Origin of the sequence: Leucothrix pacifica, from assembly GCF_003172875.1 — a bacterium.
GTDB classification, from domain to species: domain Bacteria; phylum Pseudomonadota; class Gammaproteobacteria; order Thiotrichales; family Thiotrichaceae; genus Leucothrix; species Leucothrix pacifica.
The window spans coordinates 73,039-87,544 of sequence record NZ_QGKM01000023.1 but is presented as its reverse complement, the minus strand read 5'-3'; the positions used below and the strand labels follow the sequence as shown (position 1 = coordinate 87,544).

The 14,506-nt window shown below is 44.8% G+C and carries 21 protein-coding genes and 4 tRNA genes; 23 read left to right on the top strand and 2 right to left on the bottom strand.

From position 1 onward, the window contains the following. Window positions 1-30: 30 nt before the first annotated feature. Window positions 31-813, bottom strand: a complete 783-nt coding sequence (locus tag DKW60_RS10010; RefSeq protein ID WP_109837512.1) for an outer membrane protein assembly factor BamD — start codon at window positions 811-813, stop codon at window positions 31-33. A 177-nt stretch (window positions 814-990) separates the two neighbouring features. On the opposite strand from DKW60_RS10010, the gene rluD reads away from it, so the two are divergent. Both rluD and pgeF read left to right on the top strand, forming a co-directional pair. Then, a complete protein-coding gene (rluD, locus tag DKW60_RS10005; protein ID WP_109837511.1) occupies window positions 991-1,950 on the top strand; it encodes a 23S rRNA pseudouridine(1911/1915/1917) synthase RluD in 960 nt (319 codons plus the stop codon). Continuing rightward, window positions 1,943-2,695, top strand: coding sequence for a peptidoglycan editing factor PgeF (gene pgeF, locus DKW60_RS10000; RefSeq protein ID WP_181389647.1), 753 nt, complete (start codon window positions 1,943-1,945; stop codon window positions 2,693-2,695). The genes rluD and pgeF overlap by 8 nt, the downstream gene beginning before the upstream one ends. 11 nt (window positions 2,696-2,706) lie before the next feature. Here pgeF and dksA read toward each other — a convergent pair whose 3' ends face one another. Next, a complete protein-coding gene (gene dksA / locus DKW60_RS09995) occupies window positions 2,707-3,150 on the bottom strand; it encodes an RNA polymerase-binding protein DksA (protein WP_109837510.1) in 444 nt (147 codons plus the stop codon). A 513-nt stretch (window positions 3,151-3,663) separates the two neighbouring features. Between dksA and DKW60_RS09990 the strand changes: the two genes are divergently transcribed. The 21 genes from DKW60_RS09990 (at window position 3,664) to DKW60_RS09900 (ending at window position 14,308) form a co-directional block, all read left to right on the top strand. After that, window positions 3,664-3,738, top strand: a tRNA-Gly gene (locus DKW60_RS09990). A gap of 80 nt (window positions 3,739-3,818) precedes the next feature. Next, window positions 3,819-3,893, top strand: a tRNA-Gly gene (locus DKW60_RS09985). A 30-nt stretch (window positions 3,894-3,923) separates the two neighbouring features. Beyond that, window positions 3,924-3,997 (top strand) — tRNA-Cys (locus tag DKW60_RS09980). Window positions 3,998-4,024: 27 nt separating this feature from the next. Beyond that, window positions 4,025-4,111 (top strand) — tRNA-Leu (locus DKW60_RS09975). Between the two features lie 177 nt (window positions 4,112-4,288). Then, complete coding sequence (locus DKW60_RS09970) at window positions 4,289-5,515, top strand: tyrosine-type recombinase/integrase (RefSeq protein ID WP_109837509.1); 1,227 nt, start codon at window positions 4,289-4,291, stop codon at window positions 5,513-5,515. A gap of 101 nt (window positions 5,516-5,616) precedes the next feature. After that, window positions 5,617-6,297 (top strand): hypothetical protein, encoded by a 681-nt coding sequence (locus tag DKW60_RS09965; protein ID WP_109837508.1) that lies wholly within the window; start codon window positions 5,617-5,619, stop codon window positions 6,295-6,297. Window positions 6,298-6,405: 108 nt separating this feature from the next. Further along, window positions 6,406-6,657: a helix-turn-helix transcriptional regulator gene (locus DKW60_RS23670; protein ID WP_181389646.1), complete on the top strand. Its 252-nt coding sequence runs from the start codon at window positions 6,406-6,408 to the stop codon at window positions 6,655-6,657. Between the two features lies 1 nt (window position 6,658). Then, window positions 6,659-6,979, top strand: coding sequence for a helix-turn-helix domain-containing protein (locus tag DKW60_RS09960; RefSeq protein WP_181389645.1), 321 nt, complete (start codon window positions 6,659-6,661; stop codon window positions 6,977-6,979). After that, the gene (locus DKW60_RS09955; protein WP_109837506.1) at window positions 6,979-7,461 is read left to right on the top strand and encodes a replication/maintenance protein RepL; all 483 of its coding nucleotides are present in this window, start codon (window positions 6,979-6,981) and stop codon (window positions 7,459-7,461) included. The genes DKW60_RS09960 and DKW60_RS09955 overlap by 1 nt, the downstream gene beginning before the upstream one ends. A gap of 382 nt (window positions 7,462-7,843) precedes the next feature. Continuing rightward, window positions 7,844-8,293, top strand: coding sequence for a DUF5681 domain-containing protein (locus DKW60_RS09950; RefSeq protein WP_109837505.1), 450 nt, complete (start codon window positions 7,844-7,846; stop codon window positions 8,291-8,293). A gap of 13 nt (window positions 8,294-8,306) precedes the next feature. Further along, window positions 8,307-8,519, top strand: a complete 213-nt coding sequence (locus DKW60_RS09945; RefSeq protein ID WP_146203466.1) for a hypothetical protein — start codon at window positions 8,307-8,309, stop codon at window positions 8,517-8,519. 30 nt (window positions 8,520-8,549) lie between these two features. Beyond that, entirely contained in the window at window positions 8,550-9,086 is a 537-nt protein-coding gene (locus DKW60_RS09940) for a ProQ/FINO family protein (protein WP_109837503.1), read from the top strand. Window positions 9,087-9,147: 61 nt separating this feature from the next. Then, a complete protein-coding gene (locus DKW60_RS09935; protein WP_109837502.1) occupies window positions 9,148-9,507 on the top strand; it encodes a hypothetical protein in 360 nt (119 codons plus the stop codon). A 524-nt stretch (window positions 9,508-10,031) separates the two neighbouring features. Further along, the gene (locus tag DKW60_RS09930; protein ID WP_109837501.1) at window positions 10,032-10,376 is read left to right on the top strand and encodes a hypothetical protein; all 345 of its coding nucleotides are present in this window, start codon (window positions 10,032-10,034) and stop codon (window positions 10,374-10,376) included. After that, on the top strand, window positions 10,373-10,819 hold the full coding sequence (locus tag DKW60_RS09925) for a hypothetical protein (protein WP_109837500.1): 447 nt from the start codon (window positions 10,373-10,375) through the stop codon (window positions 10,817-10,819). The genes DKW60_RS09930 and DKW60_RS09925 overlap by 4 nt, the downstream gene beginning before the upstream one ends. After that, window positions 10,816-10,980 carry a hypothetical protein gene (locus DKW60_RS23665; protein ID WP_181389644.1) on the top strand — a complete coding sequence of 55 codons (165 nt, stop codon included), beginning with the start codon at window positions 10,816-10,818 and terminating at the stop codon, window positions 10,978-10,980. The genes DKW60_RS09925 and DKW60_RS23665 overlap by 4 nt, the downstream gene beginning before the upstream one ends. Continuing rightward, on the top strand, window positions 10,977-12,254 hold the full coding sequence (locus DKW60_RS09920; protein ID WP_109837499.1) for a replication initiation factor domain-containing protein: 1,278 nt from the start codon (window positions 10,977-10,979) through the stop codon (window positions 12,252-12,254). The genes DKW60_RS23665 and DKW60_RS09920 overlap by 4 nt, the downstream gene beginning before the upstream one ends. Beyond that, complete coding sequence (locus tag DKW60_RS09915) at window positions 12,251-12,454, top strand: hypothetical protein (protein WP_109837498.1); 204 nt, start codon at window positions 12,251-12,253, stop codon at window positions 12,452-12,454. The genes DKW60_RS09920 and DKW60_RS09915 overlap by 4 nt, the downstream gene beginning before the upstream one ends. Further along, entirely contained in the window at window positions 12,451-12,663 is a 213-nt protein-coding gene (locus tag DKW60_RS09910) for a hypothetical protein (protein ID WP_109837497.1), read from the top strand. The genes DKW60_RS09915 and DKW60_RS09910 overlap by 4 nt, the downstream gene beginning before the upstream one ends. Next, window positions 12,660-12,869: a hypothetical protein gene (locus tag DKW60_RS09905; RefSeq protein ID WP_109837496.1), complete on the top strand. Its 210-nt coding sequence runs from the start codon at window positions 12,660-12,662 to the stop codon at window positions 12,867-12,869. Before DKW60_RS09910 ends, DKW60_RS09905 begins: the two co-directional genes overlap by 4 nt. Next, window positions 12,866-14,308, top strand: a complete 1,443-nt coding sequence (locus DKW60_RS09900) for a hypothetical protein (RefSeq protein ID WP_109837495.1) — start codon at window positions 12,866-12,868, stop codon at window positions 14,306-14,308. Before DKW60_RS09905 ends, DKW60_RS09900 begins: the two co-directional genes overlap by 4 nt. Window positions 14,309-14,506: the final 198 nt, after the last annotated feature.

The following is a 14,506-nucleotide window of genomic DNA, read 5'->3' as shown; positions in this document are numbered from 1 at the left end:
GCCTTTTGTTATCACGCAATTCCGTAGTGCTTAGAACTTACAGCTAAAATTAGTTTGCTTAGGGAAGTTCAGCTTTAATACACGCATCGTGTCACTGGCTAAGTTTTCACGCTTCAATGCGCGAGCGGCACAGATTTTAACTTGCAATGCACCAATAATCGCCGGCGTACCCTGATGATTTTTGATCGTGTATTCCGCACGATTGAAGGCAGCCAAATAAGCACCACGCCTCATGTAATATTTTGCAATATTCACTTCGCTGGCACCCAAAGAGTTACGAAGGTAGCCAACACGTTTGGCGGCATCTGGTGCGTACTTACTGTTAGGATGACGCGTTAGTAGCTTCTGGAAGTCATGGAATGCTTCTTTCTTACGCACGCCGTCCAGATCAGAAAAGCTTCTTGGGAATACACGGTCTAATATGCTGCCGCCGCGATTGAAGTTAACCAAGCCGCGCAGGTATAGCGCATAGTCTACACGTGAACTGCGCGGGTACATCCGCATAAAACGGTCAAGTGTATCCAGCGCTGTATCAGGCTCGTCGAATTTATAATAAGCATATGCAGACTCCAACATAGCCTGCTCAGCATATTTACCTAGTGGATAGCGCGCTTCAAGCGTTTCGAACTGCTTGATAGCCGCTTCATAGTTGCCTTCTGAAGCCCTTGCGCGACCTTGCTTTAATAATTGTTCAGCGCTGACATTAGACTCAACAGCAGCTGTTGCTTTTTCTTCCTTGTTTTGACTCAGCATAGAACAAGCGCTGAGGCTAATGGCGAGAGAGGCTACTGCCAAAAGTTTCCATCGGTTCATAGTTTGTGACTCATATTTATGATTATTGGTGGGAACACACTGTCTAAACACATTACTGCAAGCTCCCCGTCAACCTTAATAACAATTATACACTGCATGCTCGCTGAATTACGACATGAACGAGATGATATGCCGTATAATCCCTGCATTATCTAGCAACGTGATTATAGACCATCAATGTCAGACGTGGAAATTATTGAACTCATTGTCCCTGAATCCAGCTTCAACCAGCGTGTTGACAAGGTTTTGGCCGATCTCTGCCCGGACTACTCGCGCAGTCAACTACAGAAGTGGCTAAAAGCCGGTGATATTACCATTGATGGTCGTGTCATGGTGGCAAAAGAAAAAGTCAGAGGAGGCGAAGCGATCGTCATTCGTGCCATGCCAATTCAGCGCTCTGACTTTCAACCCGAGAACATCCCGCTGGATATTCGCTATGAGGATGACTATTTACTGATTCTGAATAAACCAGCTGGATTGGTGGTGCACCCTGCCGCCGGAAACTGGAGCGGTACATTGATGAATGCCTTATTGGCACATAATGATCATCAGAATGAGTTGCCACGTGCAGGTATTGTCCATCGCCTTGATAAAGATACGACGGGACTGATGATGGTCGCTAAAGATTTAAAAGCCCATCATGCCTTGGTTGAAGCACTACAGGAGCGCGAGATCAGCCGGGAATATCAGGCGCTGGTCTGTGGTGAGCTAATTTCTGGTGGCACTATTGAAGGGAATATTGGTCGTCATGCTCGGGATCGTAAGAAAATGACGGTGCTGGAAGAGGGTGGCAAGCATGCGATTACGCACTACCGTATCGAAGAACGTATGGATAAGCACACTTTGCTCAGGGTGCATCTGGAAACAGGTCGAACGCACCAGATTCGTGTGCATTTTAGTTGGAAGCATCACCCATTAGTGGGTGATAAGACCTATGGTGGCCGACTCAGAATTCCCAGTGGTTTAGGGGAGGCTAAGTGTAATGCGTTGAGACAGTTTCCAAGACAAGCATTACATGCGGCCAGGTTAAGCCTTGACCATCCAATCACTGGTGAGCCTTTAAGTGTTGAGGCCGAAATGCCTGATGATATGAAAGAGCTGCTCGCGGTTTTGATGGGAGAGTCAGGCGATGAGTGATCGTCTTGTGAGTGGTTTTCTCTATCCTGACTGGCCGGCACCATCCGCTGTGAAAGCAGTAATGACGACGCGTTCCGGTGGCGTGAGTGAATCACCGTTTGACAGTATGAATCTGGGTGATCACGTTCAGGATAAGCCACAGCATGTCGATAAGAATCGCAGCTTGCTGATTGACCAATTAGCATTACCTAACCCACCTGTGTGGCTGACGCAAGTGCATGGTACTACCGTGCTTGACCATTCCACTGCCTCGAATGGTGATGAGGCAGATGCCATCGTTGCACATCAAGCAAAACAGGTGTGCGCCATTATGACCGCGGATTGCTTGCCCGTTTTGTTTTGTAATCGCCAAGATACCGTAGTTGCCGGGGCTCATGCTGGGTGGCGCGGACTTGCCTCAGGTGTTTTAGAGTCTACGATCGCTAGTATGAATTGCGATGCAAAGGAGATCATGGTTTGGTTAGGCGCTGCAATCGGGCCACAGGCATTTGAGGTTGGTTCAGAAGTGAAGCAGGCTTTTGTGGATAGCCATCAAGAGTCTGAGTCAGCTTTTAGTGTCAAAACAAACGGAAAATATTTAGCAGACATCTATCAACTCGCCCGAATCAGACTTGAAAAGGCAGGTGTAGAAGTAGGGAGTATTTACGGAGGTGGGGAATGTACTTATTCCCAATCGGACTTGTATTTCTCCTACCGGCGTGAATCACAAACCGGTAGGATGGCATCACTAATCTGGCTTGAGTAAGCCTTACAATCTTAGTTCGCTAGTTGGCGTTCTTTGATTTCCTGCGTTGATTTGCAATCAATACAAAGTTCAGCAGTAGGGCGTACTTCCAGACGCTGCAAACCGATCTCAATGCCACATGCATCGCAGAAACCGTAGTCATCAGCATCAACACGAACAATTGTCTTTTCGATTTTACGAATCAACTTACGTTCGCGGTCACGAGCACGTAGCTCAAGTGTAAATTCTTCTTCTTGAGTTGCACGATCAGCTGGATCAGAGAAGTTGCTGGCATCTTCTTGCATGTGATCAACAGTGCGATCGACTTCCACTTGTAATGACTCACGCCATTTAACAAGGATATTACGGAAGTGATCCAGTTGTGCTTGATTCATGTACTCCTCATCCGGAGCTGAAACATATGGCTCAACACCATCAACAGGAAGGGCAGATTTGCGTGTAATTTGTGCTGTCATAGCTAAATCCATCTAGGTATATGAAGGGTTATTTATATAGCGTTATTGTTCCCCGGTGCTCTAAACCTATTACTAGTCTTAAAAGCGCGGCGATTATAGCGTATTTTCGTCTCAGGTAAAGCAATACTGTGTATTGTTATCAATAAAATTAATGAATTACGTAAAAAACTAAGCCAATACCTATAGCTTTGCATGCGCCGTTGTTTGTTAAATGTCGCAGCAGGGTAATACATTAATACTTATGCAACATGAACAGATCGTTATATAAGATGAACGAATTAGTTACTGAGCTTAACGGTTTTTGTTAGTTTACCTATACGTTGTGAAATGAGTACGAGATGTCGTTGTTAGTCGGGGGTAAAAAATTCGTACTACGTCCCACGCAGCATAAGGCAACCTCGCCGATATAAAGTTCAAATATGTTAATTTTCGGGGCTGTGAAAGGTTTTTAAAAAAAAGTAATGAGACAGGTTGACAGATAACATTCACATTCGTAATATACGCCACCTCGACGCGGGAATAGCTCAGTGGTAGAGCACAACCTTGCCAAGGTTGGGGTCGCGAGTTCGAATCTCGTTTCCCGCTCCAGAGATGAAAGGTGTTATGATTCCAAAGGTTTACCACACTTTGCGAAGGCATAATGCAAAAATTACCACGCTTTAATTGTTGCGGGAATAGCTCAGTGGTAGAGCACAACCTTGCCAAGGTTGGGGTCGCGAGTTCGAATCTCGTTTCCCGCTCCAAATCTTCATTCTGTAGAAACGTTTTATTAAGGCTGGATAGCAAAGAGGCTATGCAGCGGATTGCAAATCCGTCTACCCCGGTTCGAATCCGGGTCCAGCCTCCATTAATTAGACGTTTTTACGAGTCATCTGCCCAGGTGGCGAAATTGGTAGACGCAAGGGACTTAAAATCCCTCGGTAGAAATACCGTGCCGGTTCGATTCCGGCCCTGGGCACCAAATCACTATCTAAGTTAATCCAAAACAGCCTAAGAACCCTTGTATTTACTAGCTTTACAGACTTTCTTATATCCAAGTTAGTCTAAGCAATACCAACAGAATCCAATTCAAAAGTTGGTATTAATGTTGGTATCGTGTTTTATTGTGTTGGTATCTATCATTTTTGAGGGGCCAACAATGCAGCGCAAGCTATCAGATAGACAGATAAAAGCAGCCAAAACCAAACCAGACGGCAAAGTAAGCAAGCTATCTGATGGTGGTGGTTTATTTCTTCAGGTATCCACAACCGGAAAATATTGGCGGTATAACTACAGATTCGACAAAAAGCAGAAAACACTATCTTTAGGCGTATACCCTGAGATCGGATTAAGCCTTGCCAGAGATCGGCATAATGAAGCGCGTGAACTATTGGCGCGTGGTGTTGACCCTAGTCAAGAAAGGCAAGCCGAAAAGCAGGCAGAGAAAGCAAAGCACCAAGACAGCTTTGAAAATATCGCTTCTGAATGGTTTGCTAAATTCTCGGAAGGGTGGACAGCGAACCACAGAGCGAAGGTGTGGAAATATTTGGAGCGTGATCTATTTCCTGTTATCGGTGAAAAGCCTATCAGCGAGATAGAACCACCGGAAGTATTAGCGGCATGTAATATCGTGGTGGAGCGTGGCTCCATCTATTTAGCCCATGAAGTAAAACAGGCGGCAGGCCGTGTATTCCGGTATGGCGTAGCTACTGGTAAATGCAAGCGTGATGCAGCGGCAGACCTTCGCGGCGCATTACCACCAATTAGAGAAAAGCATTACCCAACGATCACCAAGCCTTTAGAGGTTGGGGCGCTTCTTCGTGCCTTGGCAGAGTATCAAGGCGACTACACCACCAAGCAAGCTATCAACCTATTGCCTTATCTGATGTGTAGACCGGGTGAACTTCGTCACATGGAATGGACTGAGATAGACATAGACTTGGCAGTCTGGATTATTCCGGCGGGTAAGATGAAAAGTAGACGCGAGCACAAAGTCCCATTGTCAAAGCAGGCAATATCGATATTGGAAAGCATGGTAGAGCATACACGTGATGCTAAGTATGTGTTTCATGGGCTACGCTCCAAAGATCGACCACTTTCTGAAAATACATTCAATGCAGCATTAAGGCGGCTTGGTTTTTCACGTGACCAAATGGTAAGTCATGGATTCCGAGGCATGGCGTCAAGTCTACTGAATGAGCAGGGTTGGAACCCTGATGCTATCGAGGCGCAACTTGCCCACCAGCAAGGCGACAAGGTGAGAGCGGCATATAATCGCGCTCAATATTGGGATGAACGAGTGAAGATGATGCAAAGCTATGCTGATTACTTGGATTCATTGCGTTCTGGTGCTGATGTAATACCTATCAAGCGCAATCAGGCGTAACAGAGCAAACCACCACACCTAGCCCGACGGGGCGAAAAGCAGATTCCTTTCACTGTCTGGTGTGGCTTTTATTGAAAGGCTGAGCATGAGAGGTGCTATAGATGAACGTTCAAAAATTAAGTGAATATGCCGCAAGCCACAGCCTAAGCATGACTGAAGCCTTCAGGCTAAACATGGGTAAAGAATGTTTTTTAATGCCTGTTTTTGGTTCCGTTAAGTTTGTAACGACTAAAAACGGATCACTAGAGCGCGGTAGGATTGGTGTCTGGTGTGAATATGTCAGGGTGCCGGATTATGAAGAAGCAGAGTTGCACTCAACTGGATCGGTTTATGGTTATTCATTTTCAAAACAAGAATTTTGCAATGATGGACTTTTTATTCCATACAGTGAAGGACTAGAGGAAGCCTATAGAGGGGGTAATTGTTGCGAGTTTTTGGAGTCTTTATCTACACCGATTATACAAAGTGAAGACTGCGAAGGTAATATGCTGGAACGAGCATCCATAGTGTTTGAGCTTGAAAAGTTGGTTATTGACCTAAGCCGGATAATGCAAAAAAAAGAGCCTGTATCAGGAAGGCGCGACAAGCAATGTGCTGCGTTAGTTGAGGTAGTGAAAGAATTGGGGTGTGACCCAATGAATGCAGGAGAAATAAGTAAAATAAAACAAGAAGTGTTTATGAGGTGCGGTGAAAAGTATCCAGAATTGTTTCTAATCGAGCGCAGCACCTTTAATGATATTTGGAAATATGCAAAAAAGGGCAATTTTTTAGGTTCAGGGTAAAAAAGACCCCACCACCCCACCAAAAAGACCCCACCACCCCACTTGCACCACCCCAACTACTCTACTGTTTAATAACGACAAGTTAATTCAATAGTGAGTAAAAACTTTATGACAAACCAAACCAATACAATTGCATATGACGGCTTAACCGGTGCTAAACCAGCGAGTAAATTCTTAGGGATTGGAGTATCAAGCTGGTGGTTGTATGTGAAACAGGGACGCATTAAAAAACCACTAAAGCTATCTACACGAACAAGCCGGTGGGAGTGTCCATATGTTAGGAAGCTTGGTAAGGAAGGGTTACCCCCTGTAGGTACAGAACACCCAGATGAAACCAAGAAAGCTGGGGAGGTGGCATAAAATGAACACAAAAAAGGCCACCCCAAAAAATGAAGCAGCCCCAAGTCCTAAGGCAAAGAATAACATAAATATAATATCTTGCCCTCGTCAAAAGCGTGTACTGATTCGTTTAATCAAAGCAAGCACAACAGTTCGGGAGTTATTGGGCGTTGCCGGAAATAATCCAGCCGAAACCATTAGACAGCTACGAAACCGAGGTTTATTTATTAGCCTATCGTGGCACAAAGGACGGGATCAGGACGGGAAGCCGTGCAGGTATGGTGAATACTGCCTTGATACTGGATCACTTACCAAAGCGAAGGCGATGCTAGGTAGTGACTGATGGCCTCACCATATCGAAATGATTACAGGCTTTGTGCGTTGGGTGTGAACAATAACACCCGCGCCATTTTTGACCTGATGCGAACTCGGATGGATGAAATGAACCTTGTTCATCTGAGTGTTGATCTGAAAATTAAATTTATGAAAAAGACAACTAGCAAAGCAGCGGAACCACTCGACGCATTTAAAACAATCCTTCAGACATTAAAAAACGCTGATGTTATCCGCAATAAGTCAGACGGTGCTTTTATGATTAATCCTGATTACGGTATGCGATACGAAGGTTCGGGAAAGCAAATAAGGGAGCAATGGAACAATCTTAATTTTAAGAGGCGGGAACCACAGTCCCTGATGAAGGGAACCACAGTCCCCCATGACAGGGAACCACAGTCCCTGATGAAGGGAACCACAGTCCCCCATGACAGGGAACCACAGTCCCTGATGAAGGGAACCACAGTCCCACCCTTAAAACTGATTAAGTGATTGTTTTTTATATTTGTTTTTTGTTTTTTGCGATAACTTTTTACCTATATATGTAGTTAATATAGATAGAGAAGAACTTTCAGGTTACTGCTTTTTAAATTCAAAGAACGGAACTAGGTAGCCCGAAGGGATACGCAAGCGAAGCGAAACACGCCCCCGCGAGGCTTCAACGCTTAACAGTGTGTTAATTCATGGGGTTAAGTATGAAGGAGAAAAAGAACTACTAATTTTCACTCTTTGCCAAACTGGGGGGTGCAGGGGGTTTCCCCCTGAGCTACTACCGAGTTTAAACATATTAGGAATGGCTGGTTCGTGAGTGAAAAACTTAAACCCCGATTTTTCCGACATCACTAGACGATAAGAAAAAGGATTAAAAAAAATAATGAATGATTTATCTGAAAATACAGAAAAAAAACAGAGTAGTAGGTTTGAAAAAGGTGTTTCAGGCAACCCCAACGGCAGACCACGGGGAAGCAGAAACAAAACGACACTAGCAGCTTATAGTTTGTTCAAGGATGAAGCCGAAGCTATCACAAAGGAAGCGATTGAAGCGGCTAAAGGTGGCGATATAACTGCGATCAGGTTATGTCTCGACAGGATAGCCCCACCAATTAAGCACGCTCCAATTCCAGCGGTAGACTTGCCACCATTACAAAGCTTGTCTGACCTTCCGGCGTTTTATGCGTCATTGAATACCTTGTTAGGTGATGGCGCGTTGAGTATTGAGGAATTAAATTCGTTGGTTTCTATGGCCGATAAATTCAGGCAATCGGTAGACCTTGCAGATTTAGAGCTAAGGATTGAAGCGTTAGAATTAAATAAGACCAATTAAAGGGACAGAAATAATGATGCAAGCAAAACGCATGATTAAACGAGTTGAAGCCTTAGAGCCAAAGCAGGAAGATAGTCAGGCTGACTTTAACTTATTGACCGATGCTACAAAAAAGGAAATTTATGAATTTACGGATGAAGCTGGAAAACTAGATTTAACAAAGTTGTCAGATGAAGCCTTGGATGAATTGGAAAAAATAGTCAAGGCGGGTAATAATGCTGATTAACCTTATGTAGTCAGAGGAGTGTTGAAAATAGTGTCAGACGATAAACCACGTAAAACGCTCATAATCAAGCGCAAACGCTCCACAGCCACCAATACACCAGAAAGCGAAGAAAACGCACCAGCGGCGATTCTACGCACGAATAAACGGGTATTAACATTCGACAAGCCGAAGAAGAAGCAACCACAACCACCACCAAAGAAAAAAAAGCGTGTTAATCCGTCTGTCATACGTGGTGCTGAGCTAAACAAAGCACTATCAAGTCATTCAAAAGCTTGGCGTTCAATGCAACCACTATCGCATGACATAGAAAAACAAGTCTTTCAATTCATTGGAGCGCGCCACCTATCAGCAAGTAAGCGAGTGGTAAAGGCGCTAATCAAAAAGCAGACGAATGCTATCAATTACCTGAAGAATTCAATCATGGATGCACCTATTTATGATCTTGATGACAACCAAACAGGTTTGGTGAGTTGGGAACGTGCCAGTATTGCAGCAAAGCGACTGGTGAGAGTTGAGGCAGAACGAGCGGCAGAGAAACGCGCCAAAACACGCAAGCGGCGCAAGTAATCAACCTGATTAATCAGGTTGGTATGGTGTTGTTTTTTTTATTCTTGGAGACTAAGCGATTATGGATAAAGTCACAGAAATTACCCTAAAGTCAGATGACAAACCTACGGTGAAGATTAAAGCCGTTCAAGTGGTTTTTTACATGGCTAAACCTTCGGAACGGTGGTGTATTTATAAAATCAAGCGCGGCGCTGATGCTGCCGGATACCTGTATCTAGTCGCAGGGGTTTACAACCAAGGTTCGCAAGAAATATTAGAGCCTGAGCAATACAAGCATTATCACGAAATTGTTTCTAGTCCTATCAACGATAAGGAGCTGATAAGCTTGATTGGTATTGAACACGAAGATGAGCGCGGCGTATTGGATGCACTTGGAATTGACTGGGAACGATTAACCCTTATCGAGTATGGTTCTGATTAACAATAATAAATCAGGAATTGCCAGACAGAGACACCGCAAGCGCGGGAATACTGGCAGCGGTCAACCAAGTGTTAGACTCCATGCTTGGTGGTCGTGCAATGGTTCCTGAGTAATACTTGCTAATCACTCCCCTGATAGCACTTTGCCATTCTTTTGAGTGGCTTTTTTTTGCCTGACAAAAACGGAACCTAATTCAATCTATTACCAATATTCATAGATAACAAACAATCTATGAATTTTTATCATTAGACCAAATAAACACCAAAGCATTATCTTAATAGCAGGCCCGAGAGATCGGAGCCATTAACCGCACATAGGCGGGACTTATAGAAAGACGTAAGCGGCATATTACCGCTTCAGGCGGTTTTGAGATAGCTGCACAATTCACAATCGGCGGTATAGTCGGGAGTGATTAGGCTATACAAGACCGCTAAAAAGTGGAAAGGCCTTTTCGGCGTTTCTTACGGACGTTTATAAGCTCCTGACCTTTTGTGTCACTTATATAATTCCGTAGGAGTCATACTATGACCGCACCAACCTTATTGCGTCCAACAGGCGCACCACTACCCGCATTCAGCGCGGTAGTTGAATCAATTCCCTATGCACCAGCTAAAACCACGTTACAGGGTGAAATAACGCTTTCTGTGACTGATACCGGCTTAATCGTTTACCGTGCCAATAATCCTATTGCTTGGATAGTATCGGGCTACCACAAAGGCCAACAGGACTTACAGCCGAAAGAATGCAGTTTTGTTGACGTGTCTTACTTCAGGCAGACGCAGAGAGGCCAGAACTTAGAAACAGCAGACTTCTTTACCCTTCAGGAAGCCATTGAATTCATTACTGACACGTTCGGGGGTGAATCATGAGTGCATACGTTCTACCAGATGAGCATATTTCCTACCTTGTATCAGCGGCTATTCAATACCAGATCATTCAGGACACACCCTTAGAGATTAACCGTATTGGTGAGGTGTTGCTGAAGGAAAATCACAAATCTGTAGCCTATCGTTACCGTGAGAAATTCGACGAAGAGGAACGTTATTCCTTCACGTTTTACCGACTTGAAACGCAATGGCCGCAAGTGCTATCAGCCTGTAAGTGCTGGAACTATCAAGCCTGTGAGCATCCCGACTTTAAGCAGTCAGAAGCCTATGAGCTTTATCTGCGCTTGGTGTTTTCCACTATCTCTAATATTCCTGAGGTCAATCATACTCACTGGTGCATAGGTTCGGATGTGATCGAACCCGCGGGATTCGTTATTGCGGCGGGAATGCTTGAATTGTGGCGTGTAACGGAGGTGAACGAATGAGTAAGCCTAATCCCAATACAAAGATACTGCCATTCGTGGAGCGTGTAAGCCTAGTACAAGGCGAAATCAGCAAGCGCCTAACAAACACACCAGAAAAGCAAAAGCCAGCCTTACAAGCTTGTTTGGGGAACCGTTGGTTAAGTCGTGAGGTGTTGGCATGATGAACCTACCAAAGGGACACATTGAAAAAGCACGTAAACACCGGAACCAAGCAAAGGAGCTACAGGCAGAACGCGAGGCGCTCCAATCGCTAAAATCTAATAATGTGGGCGGCATGGTTGTCGGTGACATGTTGCAAGGTGTTGATTTTAAAGGAGCGCAAAGCGCGACTTATCCCCCGTACTGTAATACGGGGGGTTATGGGTTACCTACCAAAAAACAGGCTAAAAACGGGTTACAGGTAACTAAGATCGATTGGCTACGCGCCACCTGTACTGACCTTGAAAGCTTCATTTCTACCATGAGCGATGTTGACTCTAAAGGCGGTATTCTGGATCAAGCTAATGTCATAGTCCGATGGACTGAGAAAGGCTTACACGGTTACGACCAGAGCGCCAAATTGTTGCTACAGCGAGATAACGACAATTTAACCATTGGTCATATTGCCATGGCTGAAGCAGGACGCAACAAAGGCGGCATGATTGAATTAACGGGTGTTGGTTGTAAGTGGTTGCAGCTTCAATACCCCGATCTATGGTTAGAGCTTTATTCCCTATTCATTGAATTTGAATGGCGTTTCAGTCGCATAGACATAGCCTTAGACCTTGATGGCGAATACTGCCTAGAGCATGGTTATACCGTGCCTTCACTATACGGTGAGGCTATCAATAACGGGTTGTTCAAGTCCGACAAGCTACGCAATCCAAATATGAAACAAACCAGTTCTATTGCGGGTGATTGGTCAACCTTGCTGGTTGGTGGTGTTACCCCTGAAAGCTATGACCCTATAGAGCATTGTCCAGCCGGATTGACTGCATACATTGGCAGCCGTAAAGGTTCAGCGGACTTCTTCAGGATTTATGAGAAAGGCAAGGAGCTACTCGGTGCTGAAGCGGAACCGGAAAGCATGGACCGCGCTTGGGTACGTGTTGAGCATGAAATGAGCCGCAAGGGTACAGGCCGCGAGATACCTTTAGACGTGATGTTAAGGCCCGATGAATACTTTGCGCTAGATCGTTCAGGCGTTCGTCAATTAATGCACGAATACCGCGCCTCTTTAAGCTTGGAGCGTGTACAGCAGGTTCAACTATCCAACTTTCAGCGAGAAAAAAGCCTATCTATTGCCAAGAAAGTGTATTGGGCAAAGCATAGTTACGGGCGATTACTCAAAACGCTACAGGATGAAGGCTTAGAACTTCAGCAAATTATCGACTGGTTGACCCGTTCGGATGGTTTGAAGGAATTTATCTTCGATGTTCAGGAGGTGGCAGCATGAGCTTGCTAATAGATGAGCATGAATTAGGAATGACCGTTATCAATTGCCAATTGACCGTGAATGAGTTGGCGTTAATTTCTCACTACTTGGTTAATGAAAGTGACTTAACAGATGAGGAGAGAACTTTGCTAAATAAAATTGAGGGTTACGAGTCAGAAGCCTATGAAGCAGCGGAACGCGAAGCAATGGGGGAAGTATGAAGCTATCAATTAACGGCGTGATTATTGAGCGGTACGGCAGCCAGCACCAAGCGTATATTCCCTTCACTGGTTTGGCCGCTATCGGTTGGAATCCGATGGTGGCTTATATCAAGTTGCTGAAGCTTCAAGCGGATCAGGAAGCAAGCGACCTTGAGGACTGCTTCAACACCTTAACCAATGACTTGCACAGAATGGAGGTGAGCCGATGAGTGCAACAGCGGAGCAGTTAGTTATCCCAATGCCAGTACAGGAGCAGCAAGCAATGACTGAATCTATGACTTTCAAAGATGAACTATCACGTGATTCATACGTTATCCAACAGCGTGCCTATGGTTGGGAAGTGTTTCTCAACTATCAGGGCGTTAATCAGTACGGTGTTGAACTTTATTTGGTTACTCGGAGAAAACTATCATGAGCGCAGTATTTAGAAATCAAGTTATAGCCGGGCACAGTGTAGGTGCATCTCGTTTGTTCGGTGCTTTGTTGATGTTAATCGCCGTGTCACTGGTACTGGTGAACAGCTACCACATGGGCAATTTCTTAGATTCCAAGCTAACAACGGCAGAGAGTTTATTCATTTGGTCAGTGATGCTTTATGCAGCCGGAACGGGTATTGCAGCGTTAGAAATACCATTGGGCAAATCACTGGTGACAAGCTATCGATTAGACGGTTTGTCGTTTGGTGTATTCATACAGGCCCTATTCGCTTGTGTCATCGCTTGTATGGCGGTGTTTGCTGGTGTGAATAGTCAATTAGCTGATGCTGATAGACGGGATACTCAAACAGCGTCTTACAGTGTAGGCGCTTCATCATTCGCCAATATGAAACGATCGGCAGCCATCACCAGAGACGCAGCCATCGCCAGAGCAAGCCTGATACACAATTCAGAATCTAGGCAGATAGCAATCCTTGATGCTAAGGCAGCGTATCAAAACCGACTGGTAGACATTGCCCAACAGGAAGCAAGTCACACGTTAAAGAAGCCCGTTCAAATGCTTGAATCCGGCAGCGATGAACAATACATCACAATCATGCTATTCAGTATCGCGTGCAGTTTTGGTGCACTATTCGTGTCTATGTTTCATGCCGTGTATATCAATCCCCTTGTGGCTATGCCAGCGTTTAGTTTGAAGGCGAAAAAGGCTCATGACTGGAATTCAGACGGTTCAAATTTCCAAGCGGCAAACCATGAACTTTCACCCTTAGCTAATCGATTTAACGGGTTTTTACAGCGTGAAAAAGTCCCGGCTAAAGCACTTCCCCGACAAGCTGAAAGCGTGAATTCTAACAAGGGTTCAAGTGGTGACATTGAAAACCGCCCCGCACCAGTTGATTCAATGGCGGGGGCGGTTTCAAATAGTGAAAATGATGCTGGTGTACGTACACCAAATGTTGATACTGAGAAGGGCGGTAAAATCGACTATTCAGAAACGCATTATGAGCAAATCAGGGACGGAGTGTTAATCGGTGAAATTAAGCCAACACAGCGACCTATAAAAAGTAAGCTGGTGAAGATGAATGTTAGTTTTGTAACTGATGCAGAACGTCAACAGAAAGCAGGTGAGATACTGGAAAGACTGAAAGATGAGCGGGTTATTTTGGATAATCCAGACTTCGGAAAAGGTGGTCAGGTTGTGGCTAAATATATCGTCAATCCTGAATTCGTATTACCAACCGACCAGACCGGAGAAGGGGAGCTAATGTATAGATCGGCTTGTCCTGAGTGTGGCAAAAAAACGAGCGTCTCAGAATCCAACCTAAAAGCATGGAACGGGCAAGTAGGCTGCACCGATTGTCAGATAGTCTACTCAGTGAAAGAGAATCAAACGGGTACTTGGATCAATTCACCCTGACAAGCGTAACCAGTCGCAGAACGAGAGCCGGATAATTATTCCGGCTTTTTTGTGTGTATCATTTTCTTGGTGTCGGGAATATGTTCTATAAATAGGGTATACCCTAATTAGAGGTTTATAAAATACCTGTATCAAGTCTAAATAGGGTTGGTTTTGTAGTTTTTAGAGGCTTTATAAAAATAGTCTTAGAACCTATTT

Bases quoted from the DNA above. Each gene is read 5' to 3' on its own strand.
- dksA (WP_109837510.1), bottom strand. From the start codon at position 3,150: ATGACAGCACAAATTACACGCAAATCTGCCCTTCCTGTTGATGGTGTT.
- DKW60_RS09930 (WP_109837501.1), top strand. From the start codon at position 10,032: ATGACCGCACCAACCTTATTGCGTCCAACAGGCGCACCACTACCCGCA.
- DKW60_RS10010 (WP_109837512.1), bottom strand. From the start codon at position 813: ATGAACCGATGGAAACTTTTGGCAGTAGCCTCTCTCGCCATTAGCCTC.
- DKW60_RS09905 (WP_109837496.1), top strand. From the start codon at position 12,660: ATGAGTGCAACAGCGGAGCAGTTAGTTATCCCAATGCCAGTACAGGAG.
- DKW60_RS23670 (WP_181389646.1), top strand. From the start codon at position 6,406: ATGACAAACCAAACCAATACAATTGCATATGACGGCTTAACCGGTGCT.
- DKW60_RS23665 (WP_181389644.1), top strand. From the start codon at position 10,816: ATGAGTAAGCCTAATCCCAATACAAAGATACTGCCATTCGTGGAGCGT.
- DKW60_RS09960 (WP_181389645.1), top strand. From the start codon at position 6,659: ATGAACACAAAAAAGGCCACCCCAAAAAATGAAGCAGCCCCAAGTCCT.
- DKW60_RS09910 (WP_109837497.1), top strand. From the start codon at position 12,451: ATGAAGCTATCAATTAACGGCGTGATTATTGAGCGGTACGGCAGCCAG.
- DKW60_RS09970 (WP_109837509.1), top strand. From the start codon at position 4,289: ATGCAGCGCAAGCTATCAGATAGACAGATAAAAGCAGCCAAAACCAAA.
- DKW60_RS09945 (WP_146203466.1), top strand. From the start codon at position 8,307: ATGATGCAAGCAAAACGCATGATTAAACGAGTTGAAGCCTTAGAGCCA.
- DKW60_RS09920 (WP_109837499.1), top strand. From the start codon at position 10,977: ATGATGAACCTACCAAAGGGACACATTGAAAAAGCACGTAAACACCGG.
- DKW60_RS09965 (WP_109837508.1), top strand. From the start codon at position 5,617: ATGAACGTTCAAAAATTAAGTGAATATGCCGCAAGCCACAGCCTAAGC.
- DKW60_RS09935 (WP_109837502.1), top strand. From the start codon at position 9,148: ATGGATAAAGTCACAGAAATTACCCTAAAGTCAGATGACAAACCTACG.
- DKW60_RS09915 (WP_109837498.1), top strand. From the start codon at position 12,251: ATGAGCTTGCTAATAGATGAGCATGAATTAGGAATGACCGTTATCAAT.
- rluD (WP_109837511.1), top strand. From the start codon at position 991: ATGTCAGACGTGGAAATTATTGAACTCATTGTCCCTGAATCCAGCTTC.
- DKW60_RS09900 (WP_109837495.1), top strand. From the start codon at position 12,866: ATGAGCGCAGTATTTAGAAATCAAGTTATAGCCGGGCACAGTGTAGGT.
- DKW60_RS09950 (WP_109837505.1), top strand. From the start codon at position 7,844: ATGAATGATTTATCTGAAAATACAGAAAAAAAACAGAGTAGTAGGTTT.
- pgeF (WP_181389647.1), top strand. From the start codon at position 1,943: ATGAGTGATCGTCTTGTGAGTGGTTTTCTCTATCCTGACTGGCCGGCA.
- DKW60_RS09925 (WP_109837500.1), top strand. From the start codon at position 10,373: ATGAGTGCATACGTTCTACCAGATGAGCATATTTCCTACCTTGTATCA.
- DKW60_RS09955 (WP_109837506.1), top strand. From the start codon at position 6,979: ATGGCCTCACCATATCGAAATGATTACAGGCTTTGTGCGTTGGGTGTG.